This is a genomic window from Haloarcula sp. CBA1122 (genome assembly GCF_009741785.1).
In the GTDB taxonomy this organism is placed as follows: Archaea; Halobacteriota; Halobacteria; order Halobacteriales; family Haloarculaceae; genus Haloarcula; species Haloarcula hispanica.
This window is the reverse complement of the sequence record NZ_WPCB01000020.1, coordinates 19119-35974: the sequence shown is the minus strand read 5'-3', so window position 1 is coordinate 35974 and position 16856 is coordinate 19119. Positions and strand designations below refer to the sequence as shown.

Sequence of the window (16856 nt, the reverse complement as noted above, 5' to 3'; positions counted from 1 at the left end):
GTGTGGTTCTGATGAGTCCATAAATACCGAGAATACCGATCACCATCCCTATAACTGATCGGACGGCAGCAACTCTCTGTGTTGGCTGCGTTTTGAAGCGCAACTGCTCTCCATCCAATCGGGTTGGAGTTGGAGTGGCCGAAATGGCTGTCAGTACGCCTCCAAGAACGATTCCAGCACCCAAGATTGCGGCAAGGTACCCAGAGTATGTGAGCGCGATATCCGACTTCGTTGTAAGCTGCCACCCAACAACAGCGAGGCTACTACCTGATCCGAGACTCCACCAGAGTGAGGGAGAGGCCAGCATATCACTTTTGCCCCCACACGGTATAGAGGACACCAACCGCTGAGATGAGTAAGCCGATGACAGAGAGAGTGAATGCGTTCAGACTGCCGGTTAGTAACCCATCCTCTGGATAGAGCAACCCTCTTCCCTCAAGCACACCTTGTTGGTTTGTATCCCGGTCCGCTGTATTAGTGCTTTCTTGATTTTCAGTGGTCTCAGTAGCAGCTGTCGTTGCGACCCGAGTCGCAGTGGGCGTAGTTATTGTCATCGGTTTTGAACTAGTTGGTTTGCTTGTCTGTGTCTCCTGGTCAGCTGAGTTATCAGTTGACGTGACTTCAAGGATTTCTTCATCCGAGAGGGTTCCGGCGGCACTCGCAGGCACAACTGTGAGATCTTGTATCCGAATCACGGCAGTTCCTGATGAGAGATATCCTGTCCCATAGATTGCTTTTATCTCTACCAGTGGCTCTTCAACAGGACTGATCGGTAAGCGTACTGTCCCCCAAGATTCGTCAGCGGACTGCCCTGGGATATCACGTTTTGCTTCTACTGTTCGTATGCCCTGCTGGTCACCATTTCCGTTGGCGTGCCAGGCTACCCGGGCGATGAGAATATAGGTGTCTACGTCCTTATTGAACTTCGATTCATCAAACGTGTATTTCATTGAAACCCGCCTGTCATCGCTCTTCCTCTCAAGATAGCCGTTATATCCCTCTGTTGTTTCTCGCTCAAACGACGGGAATTGGCCATCGCCAGAGTCCCATTCAATTGGACGTAGTGGTGGATTGATCGATTTTTCAACGAGTGCAGTTTCATTTGCTTCAACTTGCTGGCCTGTGGCGATGCTGCTGCTACCGAGCACAGTACTTGCCCCAATCAAGATGAGGCATAACACAGCAAAAAAATAGGCCCGTCCGTTTAGCATTATATTATTGATTCTGATATTTCTCATATTTAGTACTTGTTTTCTTTACCGTGCCACAGAGTGATTAGCATCTGATTCAGTGAACTACGGACCCAAGGACGACTGCTGTTTTTCGGTGGCGACGGCGACGGAGCGGCGCATTACTTGGACAGCGATGAGTACGCCGTTATCACAACTGATAACAACACCGATAATTCGCTGGCAGACGCTGGATCCCCTCCAACAGGCCAGTGTGTCGGTGTTCGTTTCGATGTCACCCACATATCCAACCATAGACGAAGACGACTGTCACGAGCTACTCAGCTACTTCAGAGCGCTCGGTGAAATCGTTGTCTTCCACGAGCCTATCAACCCACGTAGCGCGAATTTCCAGCAGTGTCTGACCGCCGCCAAAGAAGCCGGCTATGACGACGTTGCAACCGAACTGCAACAGACGCAAGACAGTCACCAGTACTGGGTCGAGTACGCCCTCGAACAGTTGAATACAGTCCAGCAGGTCGCAACGCGCTTCGACGGGCTCGAAGTGCATTCCTGGCCTGATGATGAGCTGGTCCGCTCGACGAGCGGCCAACTTCGGTCAAAGCTCAACGCAATGCAACAGGCCGTCTCACCGGAGTCGTTCTCCACATGTGCTACGGACGCCTCGCCTGAGCAGTCCGAGTTATCCCGGGACGGGGAGTCCATAGACCGTCTTATCTAATGTGTCTATCAGGCACCGCGTCAGGGTCTGGCTGGGTGACGTTACGGCCTCCCGGCACATGCTGAGTATCAGCACATGGCGGCGACGGTGTAGAGGGAGACGCTAACCAACACGAACCGGTCAATTCCTACAACTGTTGGTTAGCCAATGACTGATTGGTTTCTGTCCGGCGTTTGTTTCTCCCACACTCCCCCAACAATACCTAGACAGCGAGTATGCGTATTGACCAATTATGGGGTGCTAATGCCAATGAAAAGCTACTGAACCGGCTGCACATTATACAAAAGGCACTTAATTGATTATAGATTAACTTATTAGAAATGAAAAATATCCACTGGGATAAACTCCCCGCAGCTGTTCTGGCCACCATTGGAGTAGGTTTTCTTTTTCGAGGATCTAATACATATCTTAGTCACCTTTCTCGAAACCCGAGTCACGAGCTTGGTCTTCTGGCCGAAGTCGTATTTATCGCCCACGTTCTGGGTGGATTAGCTGTAATCAGTGTTGGCGTCCACTCGTATCGAACTGAAAGAATCGCTTTTCCACTGGCTGCTCTTGTGTTCGGTGCCGTGGTTGGCATTGAATCTGTTATTGATGGCTGGCTATCGTGGGAGAACACGCAAGCCGCGCTTCTCACCTTACTGCTAATTGCCGGCGTCCCCGCCGTACTCGTTTGGGCGGTCTGCCGATACTCGCGTATTCAACGACTGAAGAACTCGACCACACAGAAGTAGACTCATTTTCTACTCAACATTGCGGCGGATCTGTTCCCTGTACTGCCCATACTGCTCGTGAACTACTCACCCAGGGCCGCCCACTCTTTCTCGGCGTCGACGGCGAGGGTGCGGCCCATCGGACAGCTACGAGTTCGCCGTGGCTGTCGTCGCCGCTTGTGGGGACGCTGAGAAAGTTGAGTTAGCTGCAACGCCCTTCGAGACGCTTTCTGAATGGTGCGAATACACGCGTAGCGAGCGTGGGTGGGACATCGGCCCGCACGTCGGTGGGTCGCTGGTCGGCGATCTTGTCCGAGCGGTGGAAGCATGAGTTGCACTGTCGAGAAGCGTAAGCGTGTCCGGCGTGCTGCGAGGGCGATTCAAGAGGAAGTACCGACTGAGTCCGTCGATGTGCTTGCGCCGAGTGCGAGTCAGTACGGTGCATGGACGCTTGATGCCGTGCTTCGGGACGCGGAGAGTGTGCCACCTGAAGTGCTTCGGGAGTTGGCGCTCGCTGGGTTGACGTTGCAGCCGACGCCGTCGCAAGCTGAGTATCAGCACGTTGCGGCGACGGTGTAGAAGCCGCTAACCAACAATGGCTGCCCAGAACTCACGACTGTTGGTTAGTCGAGAAGCGATTGGTTGCTGCCCGGCGTTCGTTTGTCACGAGCTCACCAGAAATATCCGCTCAGTGAGTATGCGACTGGAACTCTCAATTGGGATGAGAACAGCAGCGACAGTCGTCCCGCTATTAAGGGGACTCGCTCGTCGAGTTTGTCTCGAGGTCACAGGCCATGAGCGTCGAAACGGTGCTTGCCGTGAGTTCTCCCGTATCGTCGATCTCCGCGCGCGTCGAGGATCGGTTACAATCGAAGTTTTCGGGCGTGACCTGTTCGGTGACGGTCGTCTCGGTTTCGAGCACACCTACCGATAGGGAGTACGTATCGGACTCGCTGAGCGTAATCAGTACAGTGCCCTCAGGTTCGACCGTGTAGACGCCGTCGAAGTGCGCTGTCGAGTCCTTCTCGACGAGGATTCGCGTCGTCCACGTCTCCTCCGATGGGTTCCGGAGCATGAGCGTGTGGCTGCCTTTCCCCGTGTCTGCGGGAATCGGGTCGTCACCGAGCGTTTCCGACGCAGATTCACGAGCAGCAACGTGGTCGCTCACGACGCCTTGGCACGCCATCCGCGTGGAAATACCCAGCGAGTCAAGTGTCCCGTCGTCCTGGACGCTGATCGTCGTCTTGGTCACGTTACAGGTGAACTGGCTGGGTTCGACGGTAATCTGTTCCGTCGCATCCAACTCGGGGACGGACACACGAGCGGTGTACGTGTCGAGATCAGTGAGCGACGCCACAATGCTCGCGTTCGGTTCGAGTTCCACCGATTCCTTGAACACGGTTTCGTCCGCCGTCGAAACCGTCACCGTCCCCTGATGAGACTCCGCCGTCGGATTCCCGAACGCGACGTGGTGGGGAGTTCTGAGACCGCGCTCATCGAGCGACTCAGCGCCGATGGTTCGTTCGACAGTGCCATCGGCGGCGACGTGTGTACGCTCGGTCTGTTGTTCAGTGTTGGTTTGCGTGTCCTCAGAGGTTGGCGTCTCGGAATCTGTCGGCGGTGAGTCACTCGATCCAGCTTGAGTGGTGCAACCGGCGACTGCGGTTGTGAGACCAATTCCTGTGCTTGCCAGAAACGTTCGCCGTTTCATACCCTACCATTGGAAGGGGGAAGTATCGCGCTATCCCAGATTCAAATACGTCTTTGAGTCCCGGCTACTCACTCACGCCGAGTGGGCGTGATTCCGTGCTGGCCGATACGTTCCCCAGTACCAAGCAACGAAGAACAACAGAATCAGGAAGATGCCAATTCCCAGCACAACTCCACCAGGCCCGGTCGCAAACGTTCCGAGCGTCTCCCACATGGTTGGGTCGGGTTGCTGAACAGGGGACGCACCAGCCCGGGGCGATGATACTGGTGTCGGTACTGACCGGCGTATATGGGCGAGTACACTGACGGCTCCGACGAGACCCACTGCGCCGAAGACGCGACTCAACGCCGTCTTGAGCGACGGGCTTGTTCGTTCTGCCCCCGCGAAGAGAACGAGCGCGCTATTGGTCGGCGCGTACACGTCCATTTCGCGGCCCTGCTCGGAATACCACGTCTCGACGACCGCCACCAGGTCTGCGTCCTGGAGTCGGTCGAGATGATAGCTGATATTCTGTACCGAGGAATTGAGTTCAGTTGCGATCTCCGATGCTGTCGTTGGTTCCGCGTATATCTGGCTGAGGATGCGGCGTGCAGTTGTTGAGGAAACTGCTGAGATGATCTGTTCCGCTGATTCATCTTCGAAGTCAACGAGCTTCGGTTCCAAACTACGATCCGAAGCTGTTTGTGGGGTGGGTTTCAGGGGTAATAATGAGGACATTGTTGTCTGATTCGCTTGTAGGAGTATGTGCTTGGGGAAGAGTCAAAGCGGTATTTGAGTCCAATTCTTGTCGAACTATGCTACTCCGAGACGCTTTCGGAGTGGTGCGAATACACGCACTTGGAGCGCGGTTGGGAGACTGGTCCGAATGTCGGTGGGTCGCTCGTCGACGATCTTGTCCGAGGCGTTGAAGCGTGAGCTGCACTGTGGAAGAACGGAAGCGCGTTCGGCGTGCTGCGCGGGCGATTCAGAAGGAAGTGCCGACTGAGTCCGTTGATGTGGTTGCACCGAGCGCGAATCCCCGCAACACTTGAACGTCGCGGGAGAGGATACGCTTGATGCCCTCCATCATCGATGAAACCGTGTTCGGCGAACCCTCCAGAGGGCTTGCAGTGGTTTATCTCTGTGGCGCACTTCTGCTGGCTGGGCAGCAAGGGTACTACGTCATTGTAGAAGGGGCAACACCGTTCTATGCTGGACTGTTTCTGAGCGCCGGGATGGCCCTCTCCGGCATTGCTGAGTCCTTGCCGAACCCTCGACGACGGGCAGCTGGCATCTTGCGGGTCACAGCACTCGTCGTGCTGGTGAGCATGCTCGTAATTTTGTTTGTCACACCCGACCTCCTTATCAACTAAGAGCGGTGATCGATTCGAACTCACTGCTGCCGGCCGGGTGTGTTCTTCAACGGGAACCGCCACGACCGCTGACGATTCACGGGGAGATCTGCCGTATCGGTCACGCCGCTACTGACAGATTCTAAGCGAGTGATCGGGTTCGCCTATACATGAGTCCGCTATACTGAGTAGAGGAAGCCATGGCGGTACCCTCTTATGACCGACCACTCGAACTCACATATGATTGGGCTGGGGACGCTACTTATAATTCTCACAGTCTTTGTGGTGATGACTCTGACTCTCGGTCTGCTACTCCGGTTGCTGAAAGACGCTGACGGACTCTGAGCAGTCAATTAACTGGACTGACTTGATCATTACAAGCAATTGACTCAGTGCCCGCTGTTTCTCGACGCCGTGCCGCGAGACACCGACGGCGTCCCAGCCGAGGTCCTCCGGGAACTGACGCTGGCCGGCCTAACGCTCCAGCCGCTGCAATCTCAAGCCGAGTATCAACACGTCGTCGCGACAGCCTGACAGAACCGAATACTTTACTCTTTTTTATTAACATACTTCGGTTCCAGTTCCCCTATCCCTCATTCCGTTTGCGCTGACCGAACGCTTATGCCACTCATACAGCAATTAGAGGTATGGCCAGTTCGACGCGCGATAGAGAGCCCCACGAGGATGAGATTCGGATGTGGCGCGAGGGGGACTCCTGGATCATCACAGATGTCGAAACCGGCATCACCACGCAGGGTGAGACGCGTCAGGAGGCTCTCGAAATGCTTGACGATGCGGTCGCGGGCTACAAGGGCGAACGCGGCCACGAACCCACCGACGAAGAACTCCGAGAGTTGGGGATTGACCCCGAAGACAATACCACCGGTAATGGCGACCTGCCCGACTTCATGCAGTAAATGCCTCGGGGCACGTTTTCTGGTCGGGACGTCGTGAAGGTCTTGGTAAATGTCGGTGGCTTCGAGTGGCGTCGGACGACTGGCGATCACGCCCAACTCTACTACCAGCACCCAACCAACGAGAGCGACCGACGACACGTTACCGTTCCGCTGCACGACGAACTCAAAACGGGAACGCTCCGAAGCATCGCCGACGATGCTGGCGCGAACGATTTTGCGGCGTTCTGTGAGTGGCTCGACCGCAATTCGTAGGCGAACCAATTCGTCACCATCGGCTGCGAGTCCCTCGAGTCGAAGCGCTGACGCGACACCTCGATAACGGGGTATTTGACAGGCGATTCCCCTATCTTTCTGTCGAACTGCGTGCCTGTTTTGCATGGGTCGCGATGGTTTCGAGACTACTCCTGACAGTTTGCGACCCCATGCCGGGGCCTGCGGGGGGTCCCACAACGGCGCGAGTGCCTGAGTTGAACCGATAGAGCAATCCTAGTCTGACGGCGCGGACTCACCCCTATTTTGTGAGCCTCTACCGGGTGAGAGGCGTTCCAGAGAGAGCGTCTTGACCACCAGCTATGTCAGAGAAACACGCGATCCAGACCAAGTTGAAGGGCTACGTCGTCATGAGCCAGAGCGGGCCAGACAGCCTCGGCTTTGGCACGTACACACGCAACTATCCCGAGTATTTGAAAGAGCGCGTTGAGGCACAGCAGTCTCCAGCAGCCGGCGGCGCGGGCAACGTCAGGCGAGCTCGCCACATCGCTCGCGAGTACCACGGCTGGGATCTACCAGACGAAAGCGAGCTCCGTCACCAAGCGATGGCGGGCGATGCGTGATGTCCAGTGACTCGTCTCAGTATATGACCTGCAGAACCGACGGATGCGACGCACCGATCTTCGACGCCGAGCGCATCGCGTGTGTCGACGGAGCGTACGGGCCCTGCATGGCTGTCGGGCGTCACGCCGGCGTCTGTTCCAGCGGCCATCTCTCTGTCTGGGACGTCGCAGAGGCCTGAGTGCTGTCGGTCGCGTACTCGCCCGTATTTTGTGTCCCCCGAGAGGGTGAGGGGTTTCCCGCACATGAGTACCGAACAGCAGTCCGTCGACGAGCAGCCTTCAGGCACCGAAGCCGGCGACCAACCAGACATTCGTGCCCAGCACCGGCAGGCACAGGCCAGTGGCGAGGTTTTTGCGGGGCGTCCCCGAGGTGAGAGGTAGATGTGTTGCCCCGACTGCCAGTAGGCCCCACAAGAGAGACTCAACCTCGACAGTTGAGAAACGGTTAACGAGGAGCATGCAAAAGTCGGGCTTGTGACTGACGATCTCGCGTATCCCTCTGTCGAACTCATCCTTGAGCTCCACGACCAGGTCGTGACAGAAGGCGACATCACGGAACCGGGGGCCCGGTCAGAGGACGCGATTGCATCCGCACTACAGTACGTTTCGGAGGGGTTCTTCGGGGAAGTGCCTGAGACGATCCATCAAAAGGCGGTCCATCTGATGCGACTACTCGTTTCGGAGCATCCGTTCGTCGACGGAAACAAGCGAACGGCACTCCGAACAGTGGTCGTTTTCTACATGCTGAACGGATACACGTTTGAGTACGGTGATGAAATTCGAGCGCTCTTACACCGGTTTGCGACCGGCGAAACCACAGTCGACGTAGACACTGCAGTCATCTACTTCCGGGCATGTGCTCGCCGCAACTGATAAACCGATACACTGGATAATGATAGATAGAGAAATGGCGTCTAGCACCGATTCCTCGACGGCGATTGACGAGGAAGTCCGGCAGTTGTACGAGCGATATCAGGCGGCCGAAAGCGACGCCGAACGCCGCGAGATTGCGCTTGAAATGGGGAAGCTCGATGGACGTCGCCACGCAGATATCTACGCAGCGCTCGAAAACGAGTGAGAAGCCCCACGTTCTGCGTTTTCGTGTCCAGCGTCGTTCGCGACTAGTGGCTACTCGGTCGCCTTTTGTGAACGCCTTTGCCCTCTCGTAGAAGGATCAACCCATCTTGAACTCTCCACGCCGATAGCGGTTGCTTCCAATACGACAGCACAGCACAATCGTCGCGCACATCTGCGTTTCGTGGTCTATGCTCGTGTTGCGTCGGCGACGTGGTCGTGTTTGTCGAGGCTGCCGACAACTTGGGTTTCCGTGGCATACACGACGCTGCTCCTGCGTGGGTCGAACCGCTGTAGTGATGCCGGTCTAACGGCGGTACTGGAAGCAATTTTGTTCCCCCCGGTGGGTGAGGGGGTTCTCGAACATGAGCACCGAACAGCAGTCCGTTGACGAACAGTCTCCAAGCACCGAAGCCGGCGACCAACCAGACATTCGTGCCCAGCACCAACGAGCACAGACGAGTGGCGAGGTGTTTCAGGGGCGTTCCCGTGGTGGGCAATGAGTTCCCAGATAGTCAGTGAATGTCTCTGTCGACGTACCCCATCTTGATAGGTTGATTTACAGCGGTAGCGAGGCGAAAGCCCACCCGTTTACGGGTGTGGCTGAAGCCGACAACTGGGCATCTCTCTACGCTCGTAGCCACGGCTGGATATTCCACGCCGAGATGTCCAACGTTTATGTAATTAAAAATACTATGCTTACATATGTCGAATCAGGTTGTCACTCGGACACTCAAAGCGAGTATCTGCAACCACTCGCAAGTCTGTGACGACCTCGATTCGCATGGCTTTGCCGCGTCGAAATTGTGGAACGTCGGGCGATGGACAATCTCGCGTGTCTGGGACGCTATCGGCCACATTCCAGACGCCGACGAACTCTGTTCGTACCTCAAAACCCACGAACGCTATGCAGACTTGCACAGCCAATCTAGTCAGCGAGTTCTTCAGGAACTCGGTGAGGCGCTCGTCTCGTGGTACGAACAAGACGACCCGGAGGCGAACCCACCCGGCTACCGCAAACACGGCGACGACCACCCACGCTCGACGATGACGTGGAAAAACCAGGGCTTCAAACTCGACACGCAGTACAACCGTGTCCGACTTTCCAAGGGCACGAACATGAAAGAGTCGCGCTACGCCGCGGACTACATACTCTGTGAATACACACTCCAAGCAGACGACCAGACGCTTGACGCTGTTGAAAACGTCCAGACGGTGCGTGCTGTCTGGACTGGTGAGCAGTGGGAGCTACATTTCGTCTGTAAAATGCGGATTGAGGCGCCTGAGACGCCCGGTGAGAAGACAGCAGGTGTTGACCTCGGTATCTGCAACACTGCGGCTGTCTCTGTCGGTGACGAGACGCTGTTGTATCCAGGGAACGCCCTGAAAGAAGACGCTCACTACTTCCGACAGCAGGAATACGACACGGAAGGCGAGAATGGCCCCAGCGACCACGCAGAGTGGGCACAACAGAAGAAATCCCGGCGACAAGAACACTTCCTACATGCTCTCTCGAAAGACATTGTTGAGCAGTGTGCTGACCGAGGTGTTGAGACAATTACAGTCGGCCATCCGAAGAACATCCGTGACGACCAAGACTGGGGACGACACGGCAACAAACGCCTGCACGACTGGGCGTTTGAAACACTGCTCAACCACATCGAGTACAAAGCCCACGAACGCGGTATCGACGTAGTGCGTGTGGACGAAGCAGGATTGAAAACATCGAAAACCTGCTGTGACTGTGGGACGGAAGCTAACTCAAACCGGGTTGCACGTGGCCTGTACGTGTGTGCAAACTGCGACTTAGTTGCGAACAGTGACCTGAACGCGGCAGAGAATATGCGAAAAACGGTAACTCCGAGTCCTGCGAAGGATAGGAGTAACGGCTGCTTGGCTCAGCCATCGGTATACCTGTTCGACAAATCCACGGGGCAAGTAGCCCCACAAGAACGGGTCGTTCCGTGAACCATAATATCCCAATCAAGCGGTGCGGTGCCGTGGGAATCCCACGACTTCAGTCGTGTGGAGGAAGTCAAACCCGATCTCGTACGGCGAAGACACACGAACTCTCATTCGATTCGTGGTCACTGGCGGTCAGTACACCGGCTCATGAGACGACCAGCCACTAGAAAGCAACAGGCAGATAGATGTGTATCGATAAAAAATAACGACTCTGAATGACCGCCCTCCGTTCCCTCCAGAACCGAATCCGTCCAGAAGCCACACTACTGATGCTGGGGGTGATCGGTGCAGCCACCTATTTTGAATTCATATACCACGGGCCACCAACGGTATATTCCATTGTCCTCTGGATAGTTGTCGTTCCAATGTTGCTCGCAACGACGGTGGACGGTGTTCAAGATCATCCACTCTATCAGCCGCTTCTGTATGCTGGTTTTGTTCTAGTCGGTACGCTACAGTATCTTGATGGTCATTGGTTCCTCCTCGCTGGGCTGTTTATCATCTGCGGTGTTCTCGGATTGCTCTCCGTATTTCGTCAGAAGAGGTCTCTCTTCGGGTCAGGATAGCTGGCTCAATCACCCAGACGACAACAAAATTGTTCACCCAATCGCTGGTCAGTATACCAGAGGTGCTCAGTGGTCGCAGAATGTAATCAATCCATCCGTGGCACTTCCTACGTCAAATAGTACACTAAACTCCCCCCCAGATGAGTGCCGATAGTCTGTCATAGGCGGTATTCGGCTCGACAGCATGAACGGTGGATACACTTGAACACACATCTGTCGATGAGTCTGAAGCAGAGGGACATCTGCCTCCAGCTTTCAGCATAACCTTCAGCTCGTGGTCGATACAGCGGGCTACTGCTCACCGGGGGTTCGTAGTCGTCCGAGAGAAAGATACTGTCCTGTTCCGGATGAAAGTAGACTTCCAGAGCCCGAAGTGAACCGGCGTAGGCCGCAATCATCACGAGCACGAATCCGATCAAGCCGGGAAGGAGGAGTTCCGGTACCACTGTGCTACGTCTGCCGCATAAAGGATGCTAGTCAGTTTCCGTGACTCTGTGTGGTCATCTGGATACAGGTATTCGGAGCCTCTGGTGATTCCCTCGCCCGCACCGCCTCTCGGAGCCACTGCCGACGTGGCTGAGAGGTCCTGGGCCGTGTTGTCGGTCACGGATGACCCTGACTGGGAGTCGTCGTAACGGTCGCCGACTTTGGCTCAGAGCCACGGAGGACTGCGATTGTGTCAGAGTTCTAGGTTGCGCCAATGCCGTCGCCGACGATGTTGAGTTTCCCGATGCCTTCGACCCGGTATTCGGCTGGTGGGTCTTCGCCCATGTTGAGGTAGATGTCCCGTATCTGGGCCATCAGATGGGACATAATCACGTCGGCGAATTCCTCTTCGTACTCGAACCCATCGGCGAATTCCAGTTCCGGCATCGCGAAGATGAGTTCCTTGTTGGGGTAGGAGGGAGGAGAGCCGATGCGGTGCTCACTACCATCGGTGAGTTTGTAGTCAATAACGACTTCTGAAACGTCCAGGACTTCGCCGTCATCGAAATGGACGGCCAAATTGACGATGATCGACTCTTCGTTGACGGGACTATCGTCGATGTACTGCATTGGGTTCCGGAGCGCATCGTAGTACTCCCGGAAGTCGTTGAGGAACTCTTCCATGGGATAGTTGCTGAACGCTTCGATGCCGGCCTTGATGTGTTCTGGCCGCCACATCGGGCTCAGGATATCCGCGTCCGGGAACTCCTGTTGGGCGGCGAACCGTGCCCGAGCTTCGACCTGGGTCATTATTCGCTGTTCTTCGTCGGTTCGGTCTTCTGGTTCAAGTGGATAGTCTTGCGTACCGTGTTCTCGTATTTTACCATCCCATGAAATTGTGATAGCATGACGGTTTCCATTCTCATCATACACCTCGATTCCACAGTCCTTCTCATCGTGACCGAGTACTTCTGTTTGCATAATTATTCGAATTTGGTCTCGTTATTGGTTGCACTTCCAGAGCCATTAGAAGCCTCTTCGTAGGCAGTTCTGGCTTGGGCCATGCTCTCCTTGAATTCGGAGTAGGAGCCAACGGTCAGGTCTGAGACGGCAGAGACCGTGTTGGAAATGCCGTCCCGAATCCCTTTCTTGTTCATTTGCTCGCCAGCGAAGGTGATTGTCCCGGCAAGGGCGACAGTCCCGGCGGTGACAGCGAGACCACCAGAGAGTCCGAGTGCGGTGACGGCGGCACCGGCCACCGCGCCGCCAGCTGGCCCCATCATCTTCCCGAGGAGTTTGCGGCCCGACCCCATTGAATCCTGCTGCATATTTTGCTGGAGGAACTCCCCTCGCTCTTCGGCAGTGGCGTTTTCGAAGGCCGTGCCGAGTTGCTCTGGGTCGGTGTCGGCATCCATTTCTGTGAGGTCTGGCGGTGACGCTTGCCCACTGTCGTCTGCGCCTCCACCAGAACTCCCCGATTTCATTTCCGACACTGGTGCCATCTTGTATGACCCACTGGTTTGAGATGGATTCTCTGGCCGAGTAGTATCAGTCCCGGACTGCGAATCAGTACCGCCGCCCTCCGGAGCCACTGCCGACGTGGCTGAGAGGTCCTGTGCCGTGGTGTCGGTCACGGATGACCCTGACTGGGAGTCGGTAGCACAGGCAACACTGGATCAGGCTATCAGTAGCCCCAGATGGATTCGACACACTACTGTTACGTCTCGCCGATACCGTCGCCGTGGATGTTGAGTTTGCCGACGCCCTGAACCTTGTACTCGTCTGGCGGCTCTTCACCCATGTGGAGGTAGATATCTCGGATTTGCGCGATGAGGTGGGTCAAAACGAGTTTGTGGAACTCGTCCTCGTAGTCGAAGCTCTCGCCGATATCCAGAGCGGGCATTGCGCAGACGATGAGGCTATCGTCCATTTCGCGGACGCGCCCAGCGCTGCCGTCGCTACCGTCCTGACACTCGTAACTCAAGGCCACATCGTCGATCTCACCGATACGGTTGTCCGGTGTGATAGTGAACGCCTTGTAGATACGCGCTGATTCGACCACGACGGACTCCCTGGGGTCCGAGGCATATTTCGCCGGGTCCTGCAACGCCTCGTAGTAATCCCGGAACTCCCGGTGGAAGTCATCGAGTTGGTACGCTTTCAGTGCTTCTATTCCCCGCTTGATATGCTCCGGGTCCCACATCGGTTCCAAGATGTCTTCCTCGGGGAATTCTTGCTGGGCAGCGTACTTTGCTCGCTCCTCGACTTGGGACATTATTCGTTGTTCTTCTTCTGATCGTTCTTCGCGTTTGTATGGATATGAGTTCTCATCGATAGTATGTTTCTCAATATCACCACACCATTCCACATTTACAATATGACGGTGGTTGTTTTCATCGTACAGCTCTATCCCTATAGCTTGGTCATCGTGGCCAAGAATCTCTATTTTCATTGTTTTACTCAGGTTTAGTCAAACCGATTATGACTGTGCATATTAGCGTCTCCGGACCCGGCATCACCAGACTGGACTCCACCGGTGACGGCATCGTATCCAATTTTGACGTCACTGGCCCACATATCAGCTTTGGTGGTGACGGTATCGACGGTGTCGTTGAAGCGGGTGCGGACGCCGTCAGGAATGCGCTTGGCGAGACCGCCGCCGTATCGCTCGACGCCTTTCTGGGTGGCCCAGCCTGCAGCGCCGCCAACGACTGTGCCAACTTCTTTGCCGACGACGGATTTGAGCGCTTCGGCCACCAGACTCTGGCCCACAGAGCCGTCCTCGTGTTTGCTGTTGTGTTCTAGGTTGCACCAATGCCGTCGTCGAAATCGAATACGAGCGAGAAGGATCTAGTTGAATATATTCATTCGTGATTTCATCATCTTTTCGGCTACTATGCGTAAATACATTTCTTCAGACACAATGTAACCGTCTGGAGTCTGTCGATATTTGCAGAAGTAATGTGATTGTAAACGCATATATTTCCGGAAACACTAAGTCGGTATGAAATACAAATTGATCGTTAGGATACATAATCAACATGCGACAGAATTTCGTTATTTAATGACACTGTCGCGTAATCAGAGATTCTCTTATCCAAGAGTATGACAGCGTATCAAGTTTCGTGGTCGGAAATGTCCGCTTATTCCTTTTCTTTGCTAATGATAGCTGGTCTGATATATGTTGGTGAGACAGCATTGGCAATGTTATATATTTCAGCAATAGCTGTTGGGTTATGCTTGTACGTTATGAGAACAAGATATATGCAATGAGTCAAGATTCGTTTTCAAGAGCCACCAACAGCCCAATCAACCGTTTTGTCGACAGACGAAACCGCTTCGTTACATCTCTGTATCAGGTCGAGCATCCAGACGTTTTCGTCAAGATGTAGTTGAAATATTGTACCGTCCAGTCTGGTGACGGTACTACCCCTCAATTTTGTGTCCCCCCGAGAGGGTGAGGGGTTGCCCGAACATGAGCACCGAACAGCAGTCCGTCGACGAGCAGCCTTCAGGCACCGAAGCCGACGACCAACCAGACATTCGTGCCCAACACCGGCAGGCACAGACGAGTGGCGAAGTTTTTGCGGGGCGTCCTCACGGTGAGCGATGATACCCTAGATTGTTACCGGTTCCAAACAGCGGCAGTGTGTGTCCAGAAGTCCTATCTCGATAGGGTGATCTACGATCCGATCACCTGGGGAAGAAACACAGTCACTCACTCTGTTCATGATGTACATCGGCCAGTATAGAGAGCTATCCATCGCCTCTACAGATAGGTAAGGCGAGTGCCTTGGGGATTTACCCCGAGGTTCTTTACCTGAATTGAGAGAATTCCTTTACGGATTCATTTTCGATCGTCGCAGCTGCACCGGGAGTGAGCGTCAGCAAACTCCACGAGATATTGGTGGATTTCTTCCGCCAAGTCGTGCATTGCCATGGCGAAGTCTCGACCGGGCCGGTCGATGTCATAGTAGAAGCGTGCCCGATGTTCCGAGCGGAAGGCTTCGATCCGACCAGCGACGTCCTCGTCGGAGAAGACGTTTCGTACTGCGATGTCGTCGAATACTTCCTCGTGTTTAATGTAATCTGCTGACTCCGCCGCCGTCATCTCTACAAGGTAGAACTGGAACGACCGCTCGATGGCGTTGAACGACAGTTCGACGATGCTCACGTAGTTGTTCGTTCCCTGCCGAAGCTGCCGGCACGTCCCCAGCATGGCACAGGCCTTCCCGAGTTGGATGTCAGCGTCGTCGTCAGCCCGCTGCCAGGAGAGCGAGTCCTGTGCGGCCCGGTTTGGTCATCCTCTAGCAACTGTTCGGCGTGTTCGAGTGCGGCGACGACTTCATTCAGACCCATTTCCAAACACCTCCTGTTTTATCGCGTCGAGTGCCGGCGACTCTCGGAGCGTCAGCCCTTCGGCAAGAATGTTGCCGATCTGGTCGTGGTTCGCGGCCGACTCGCTGGGTTCGACGACGATATGGGCCTCGTACCGATCGCCGTCAAATTCCTCGTCGGCGATCTCCTGTTCGATGGTGTGGGCCTCACGCTGTGCCTGCATTCGGTCGCCCTCGACAACGACGAACAGGTCGATGTCGCTCGTTCGATCAGCGCTCCCTCGTGCGACGCTGCCGAAGAGGACGACGCCGATTTCGTCGGTAACCCGTTCTTCGAGTCTACTCAGAATTGCTCTGACTGGTGCGTGATACGCTGCTTGTGGAATGGTCGTCACTGGATCATCGGCCTTGACAAGCATTGCTGAATCCATCTGAACAGCATTCGCCCGGCCAGATCGGTCGACGGTAATCACGCCAAGTGCTTCGAGCGTATCGACGGCGGCATTCACGCCACTCAGTCCTTTTCCCGTCACCCGGTGGAGCTCTCGATTCGTGAACCTTCGATCTGGGTTGTCGACGAGGATATGGAGGATATCAGCAGTTGCCCCATATCGGAAAGCGTCGGGCTCACCGAGCGGGATGGGGAGCCGAACGTAAGATCCCTCTTTCGGATTCTCACTTTGAACTCCGTCACCATTCATGGCTGGTCTAATGGTTCAAAGAGCCAAAAATCTTGATACTGAAGAGATACAGAGTTCTCGGAGCTGTCTCGACCTATTGTATCGGCGACGCAGCTGCCGAATCGACGAGCGAGTACTTTCGTCTCGACTCGTCCTCCCCGCCTCGAGGAGGTTGTACTGCGCCATTTTGGAGAGGTACGTCCGGACGGTCCGTTTCGTCCGTGGGTCGTCTCGGTGGCGTGAGAGTCGAAGAGAATTGCGAGCCGGACCGGATGCTCCCGAAGGACAGCTTGGAGGCCGTCGAGATTAAGGGTGGTCTCAGTCGTGGTCGATCCGCGTATCTCACTACTCGAAACGCGCGATTGGAGACGAGAGGGACACGACTGCACTCC

Annotated in this window: 21 protein-coding genes and 2 pseudogenes; 13 read left to right on the top strand and 10 right to left on the bottom strand. The window is 55.2% G+C overall.

Annotated elements, in window-relative coordinates:
* Nucleotides 1-308: 308 nt before the first annotated feature.
* Complete coding sequence (locus tag GJ630_RS09940; protein WP_191449826.1) at nt 309-1211, bottom strand: hypothetical protein; 903 nt, start codon at nt 1209-1211, stop codon at nt 309-311.
* A gap of 190 nt (nt 1212-1401) precedes the next feature.
* Here GJ630_RS09940 and GJ630_RS09935 point away from each other — a divergent pair, with 190 nt between their 5' ends.
* The 3 genes and pseudogenes from GJ630_RS09935 (at nt 1402) to GJ630_RS09925 (ending at nt 3203) form a co-directional block, all read left to right on the top strand.
* A complete protein-coding gene (locus GJ630_RS09935; protein ID WP_371727347.1) occupies nt 1402-1911 on the top strand; it encodes a radical SAM domain-containing protein in 510 nt (169 codons plus the stop codon).
* A 784-nt stretch (nt 1912-2695) separates the two neighbouring features.
* Nucleotides 2696-2955, top strand: a pseudogene (locus GJ630_RS20045) (hypothetical protein); the annotation flags it as partial.
* Nucleotides 2952-3203 carry a hypothetical protein gene (locus GJ630_RS09925; RefSeq protein ID WP_191449824.1) on the top strand — a complete coding sequence of 84 codons (252 nt, stop codon included), beginning with the start codon at nt 2952-2954 and terminating at the stop codon, nt 3201-3203. The pseudogene GJ630_RS20045 and the gene GJ630_RS09925, both read left to right, overlap by 4 nt.
* A 172-nt stretch (nt 3204-3375) precedes the next feature.
* Here the strand turns inward: GJ630_RS09925 and GJ630_RS09920 are convergent, their stop codons facing one another.
* Together GJ630_RS09920 and GJ630_RS09915 are read right to left on the bottom strand one after the other, a co-directional pair.
* Nucleotides 3376-4335 carry a hypothetical protein gene (locus GJ630_RS09920; protein ID WP_014030604.1) on the bottom strand — a complete coding sequence of 320 codons (960 nt, stop codon included), beginning with the start codon at nt 4333-4335 and terminating at the stop codon, nt 3376-3378.
* Between the two features lie 72 nt (nt 4336-4407).
* Entirely contained in the window at nt 4408-5052 is a 645-nt protein-coding gene (locus tag GJ630_RS09915; RefSeq protein ID WP_023842882.1) for a helix-turn-helix domain-containing protein, read from the bottom strand.
* A gap of 338 nt (nt 5053-5390) precedes the next feature.
* On the opposite strand from GJ630_RS09915, the gene GJ630_RS09910 reads away from it, so the two are divergent.
* From GJ630_RS09910 to GJ630_RS09880, 10 genes are all read left to right on the top strand, one after another.
* Nucleotides 5391-5687, top strand: coding sequence for a hypothetical protein (locus tag GJ630_RS09910; protein ID WP_014030607.1), 297 nt, complete (start codon nt 5391-5393; stop codon nt 5685-5687).
* 363 nt (nt 5688-6050) lie between these two features.
* Nucleotides 6051-6200 (top strand): hypothetical protein, encoded by a 150-nt coding sequence (locus GJ630_RS19560; RefSeq protein ID WP_014030608.1) that lies wholly within the window; start codon nt 6051-6053, stop codon nt 6198-6200.
* A gap of 113 nt (nt 6201-6313) precedes the next feature.
* The gene (locus tag GJ630_RS09905) at nt 6314-6583 is read left to right on the top strand and encodes a type II toxin-antitoxin system HicB family antitoxin (protein WP_007189808.1); all 270 of its coding nucleotides are present in this window, start codon (nt 6314-6316) and stop codon (nt 6581-6583) included.
* Complete coding sequence (locus GJ630_RS09900) at nt 6584-6835, top strand: type II toxin-antitoxin system HicA family toxin (protein ID WP_023842884.1); 252 nt, start codon at nt 6584-6586, stop codon at nt 6833-6835.
* A gap of 320 nt (nt 6836-7155) precedes the next feature.
* Nucleotides 7156-7416 carry a hypothetical protein gene (locus GJ630_RS09895; RefSeq protein ID WP_191449823.1) on the top strand — a complete coding sequence of 87 codons (261 nt, stop codon included), beginning with the start codon at nt 7156-7158 and terminating at the stop codon, nt 7414-7416.
* Between the two features lie 23 nt (nt 7417-7439).
* Entirely contained in the window at nt 7440-7595 is a 156-nt protein-coding gene (locus GJ630_RS19555; RefSeq protein WP_014030612.1) for a hypothetical protein, read from the top strand.
* A 295-nt stretch (nt 7596-7890) separates the two neighbouring features.
* Nucleotides 7891-8289, top strand: a complete 399-nt coding sequence (locus tag GJ630_RS09890) for a type II toxin-antitoxin system death-on-curing family toxin (RefSeq protein ID WP_014030614.1) — start codon at nt 7891-7893, stop codon at nt 8287-8289.
* Between the two features lie 34 nt (nt 8290-8323).
* A complete protein-coding gene (locus GJ630_RS19550; RefSeq protein WP_004592295.1) occupies nt 8324-8494 on the top strand; it encodes a hypothetical protein in 171 nt (56 codons plus the stop codon).
* A gap of 701 nt (nt 8495-9195) precedes the next feature.
* A complete protein-coding gene (locus GJ630_RS09885) occupies nt 9196-10458 on the top strand; it encodes an RNA-guided endonuclease TnpB family protein (protein WP_191449822.1) in 1263 nt (420 codons plus the stop codon).
* A gap of 212 nt (nt 10459-10670) precedes the next feature.
* Nucleotides 10671-11021 carry a hypothetical protein gene (locus GJ630_RS09880; RefSeq protein ID WP_023842887.1) on the top strand — a complete coding sequence of 117 codons (351 nt, stop codon included), beginning with the start codon at nt 10671-10673 and terminating at the stop codon, nt 11019-11021.
* Between the two features lie 687 nt (nt 11022-11708).
* On the opposite strand, the gene GJ630_RS09875 is transcribed toward GJ630_RS09880, so the two are convergent.
* The 7 genes and pseudogenes from GJ630_RS09875 to GJ630_RS20040 all read right to left on the bottom strand — a co-directional run.
* Nucleotides 11709-12257 (bottom strand): hypothetical protein, encoded by a 549-nt coding sequence (locus tag GJ630_RS09875; protein WP_191449821.1) that lies wholly within the window; start codon nt 12255-12257, stop codon nt 11709-11711.
* Nucleotides 12258-12430: 173 nt separating this feature from the next.
* On the bottom strand, nt 12431-12862 hold the full coding sequence (locus GJ630_RS09870; protein ID WP_191449820.1) for a hypothetical protein: 432 nt from the start codon (nt 12860-12862) through the stop codon (nt 12431-12433).
* Between the two features lie 302 nt (nt 12863-13164).
* A complete protein-coding gene (locus tag GJ630_RS09865; protein ID WP_252718775.1) occupies nt 13165-13722 on the bottom strand; it encodes a hypothetical protein in 558 nt (185 codons plus the stop codon).
* A 191-nt stretch (nt 13723-13913) separates the two neighbouring features.
* On the bottom strand, nt 13914-14219 hold the full coding sequence (locus GJ630_RS19760) for a hypothetical protein (RefSeq protein WP_371727331.1): 306 nt from the start codon (nt 14217-14219) through the stop codon (nt 13914-13916).
* 1075 nt (nt 14220-15294) lie between these two features.
* Entirely contained in the window at nt 15295-15666 is a 372-nt protein-coding gene (locus GJ630_RS09855; RefSeq protein WP_197427634.1) for a hypothetical protein, read from the bottom strand.
* A 126-nt stretch (nt 15667-15792) separates the two neighbouring features.
* Complete coding sequence (locus GJ630_RS09850) at nt 15793-16485, bottom strand: nucleotidyltransferase domain-containing protein (protein WP_050007966.1); 693 nt, start codon at nt 16483-16485, stop codon at nt 15793-15795.
* A 73-nt stretch (nt 16486-16558) separates the two neighbouring features.
* A pseudogene (locus tag GJ630_RS20040) lies at nt 16559-16707 on the bottom strand (AAA family ATPase); the annotation flags it as partial.
* Nucleotides 16708-16856 lie beyond the last annotated feature (149 nt).

Bases quoted from the DNA above. Each gene is read 5' to 3' on its own strand.
- GJ630_RS09870 (WP_191449820.1), bottom strand. From the start codon at position 12,862: ATGGATGCCGACACCGACCCAGAGCAACTCGGCACGGCCTTCGAAAAC.
- GJ630_RS09880 (WP_023842887.1), top strand. From the start codon at position 10,671: ATGACCGCCCTCCGTTCCCTCCAGAACCGAATCCGTCCAGAAGCCACA.
- GJ630_RS09905 (WP_007189808.1), top strand. From the start codon at position 6,314: ATGGCCAGTTCGACGCGCGATAGAGAGCCCCACGAGGATGAGATTCGG.
- GJ630_RS09850 (WP_050007966.1), bottom strand. From the start codon at position 16,485: ATGAATGGTGACGGAGTTCAAAGTGAGAATCCGAAAGAGGGATCTTAC.
- GJ630_RS09915 (WP_023842882.1), bottom strand. From the start codon at position 5,052: ATGTCCTCATTATTACCCCTGAAACCCACCCCACAAACAGCTTCGGAT.
- GJ630_RS09895 (WP_191449823.1), top strand. From the start codon at position 7,156: ATGTCAGAGAAACACGCGATCCAGACCAAGTTGAAGGGCTACGTCGTC.
- GJ630_RS19550 (WP_004592295.1), top strand. From the start codon at position 8,324: ATGGCGTCTAGCACCGATTCCTCGACGGCGATTGACGAGGAAGTCCGG.
- GJ630_RS09910 (WP_014030607.1), top strand. From the start codon at position 5,391: ATGCCCTCCATCATCGATGAAACCGTGTTCGGCGAACCCTCCAGAGGG.
- GJ630_RS09940 (WP_191449826.1), bottom strand. From the start codon at position 1,211: ATGCTAAACGGACGGGCCTATTTTTTTGCTGTGTTATGCCTCATCTTG.
- GJ630_RS09885 (WP_191449822.1), top strand. From the start codon at position 9,196: ATGTCGAATCAGGTTGTCACTCGGACACTCAAAGCGAGTATCTGCAAC.
- GJ630_RS09865 (WP_252718775.1), bottom strand. From the start codon at position 13,722: ATGTCCCAAGTCGAGGAGCGAGCAAAGTACGCTGCCCAGCAAGAATTC.
- GJ630_RS09900 (WP_023842884.1), top strand. From the start codon at position 6,584: ATGCCTCGGGGCACGTTTTCTGGTCGGGACGTCGTGAAGGTCTTGGTA.
- GJ630_RS09855 (WP_197427634.1), bottom strand. From the start codon at position 15,666: ATGCTGGGGACGTGCCGGCAGCTTCGGCAGGGAACGAACAACTACGTG.
- GJ630_RS09875 (WP_191449821.1), bottom strand. From the start codon at position 12,257: ATGACCCAGGTCGAAGCTCGGGCACGGTTCGCCGCCCAACAGGAGTTC.
- GJ630_RS09925 (WP_191449824.1), top strand. From the start codon at position 2,952: ATGAGTTGCACTGTCGAGAAGCGTAAGCGTGTCCGGCGTGCTGCGAGG.
- GJ630_RS19555 (WP_014030612.1), top strand. From the start codon at position 7,440: ATGACCTGCAGAACCGACGGATGCGACGCACCGATCTTCGACGCCGAG.
- GJ630_RS09920 (WP_014030604.1), bottom strand. From the start codon at position 4,335: ATGAAACGGCGAACGTTTCTGGCAAGCACAGGAATTGGTCTCACAACC.